1 protein-coding gene is annotated in these 1,578 nt (G+C 37.6%); it reads left to right on the plus strand.

Features of this window, described 5'->3' with window-relative positions; all coding sequences use genetic code 11:
- Positions 1 to 30: 30 nt before the first annotated feature.
- Positions 31 to 1,551, plus strand: coding sequence for an IS1634 family transposase (locus MM213_RS20575; protein ID WP_241414767.1), 1,521 nt, complete (start codon positions 31 to 33; stop codon positions 1,549 to 1,551).
- Positions 1,552 to 1,578: the final 27 nt, after the last annotated feature.

Consider the following 1,578-nt stretch of genomic DNA (forward strand, 5'->3'; position numbering starts at 1 on the left):
TTTTTGGGTGTCTCGGACTATTTTTAGTTTATGTTTGTAAGACGCAAAAAGAATTCCAGCGGTAGCTTTAGTGTACAGATTATCCAAAAAGTGGGAAGAATCAATAAAGTTGTCAAGTCATTAGGTAGTTCTTTTGACGAATCAGAGCTTATTATTCTTGAAAGGCAAGCTAAGCTAGAAATCGAAAGGATGAAAGGTCAGGTTACTCTGTTTTCTAACGATCGGGATGCTAACCTTAAATCCGTTCTTTCCAATGTCAGCAATAGCGAAGTAGAGTTGGTTGGCCCCGACAATATTCTTGGTAAAGTTTATGAATCAATAGGTTATCATACTATTGGATTAGATGAACTTTTCAGAGATCTGATTATGTCTCGGCTTGTTTATCCCGGATCCAAGCTGAAAACCATAGATTACCTTGCCAGATTCAAGAACAAGGAAATCAGCGTTTATTCCATCTATCGTTATATGGATAAGATCCATGGAAAATATAAAGACAAGATTGAAGAGTTGACATTTAAAYACTTCAAGCAGGTTTTAGGAGGAAATATCGGTCTTGTTTTTTATGATATGACTACGCTTTACTTCGAGATACCAGATGAAGATGATTTACGGAAAATAGGCTATTCAAAAGATGGTAAACACCAGCATCCCCAGATTAAATTAGGGCTGCTTGTAGGACCTGAAGGCTATCCTTTGGGGTATGATATTTTTGAAGGAAGCACCTATGAAGGACATACGCTTATTCCAGTATTGAAAAATATTGAAAAGAAGTTTTGTATTGACAAACCTATTGTGATTGCTGATGCAGGCCTATTGTCATCAACCAATATCAATGCACTCATCAGCAATGGGTATAAGTTTGTTCTGGGTGGTAAAATCAAAAATGAAAGCACCGAGATCAAAGATAAAATCCAGAAACTGGAGGTGACCGWTGACAAGCCAAAGGAAATAAAAAAGGAGGGTTATAGACTTGTTGTGAGCTTTTCAGAAAAACGGAGGAAAAAGGATTACCATAATCGGGAAAAAGGTCTTAAAAAGCTTGAAAAAAAGGTTAAAAACGGCAAACTTGATAAAAACAGCATCAATAATAGAGGATATAACAAATACCTCAAGCTGGAATCAGACATAAAGGTAGCTATCGATTACTCCAAGTATGAAATGGATGCAAAATGGGATGGTTTGAAAGGCTATCTGACGAACACAACCCTGAAACCGACAGAAGTCATTGCAGCATACGGAAACCTGTGGCATATCGAGAAAGCTTTTCGGATAAGTAAAACCGATATACGCATAAGGCCTATTTATCATCGCATACCGCGAAGGATAGAAACACACATCTGCATCTGCTTTGTGTCTTATGCAGTCTTTAAGGAGCTGGAACGACTGCTTAAAATCGCCAAAGCAGAGTTTTCTGCAACAAGTGCAATAGAGCTGACAAAGAACATGTATCAGATAAAAGTATTCCTGCCAGAATCAAAAACTTATACAACTATACCACTAAAACCCACAGAGCAACAACAGGAACTTATCTCTATTATCATGAAAATTTAGAGTGGGTGTCCCATCGCACAAAACAGG

The organism is Belliella alkalica (genome assembly GCF_022549785.1).
Taxonomy (GTDB): domain Bacteria; phylum Bacteroidota; class Bacteroidia; order Cytophagales; family Cyclobacteriaceae; genus Belliella; species Belliella alkalica.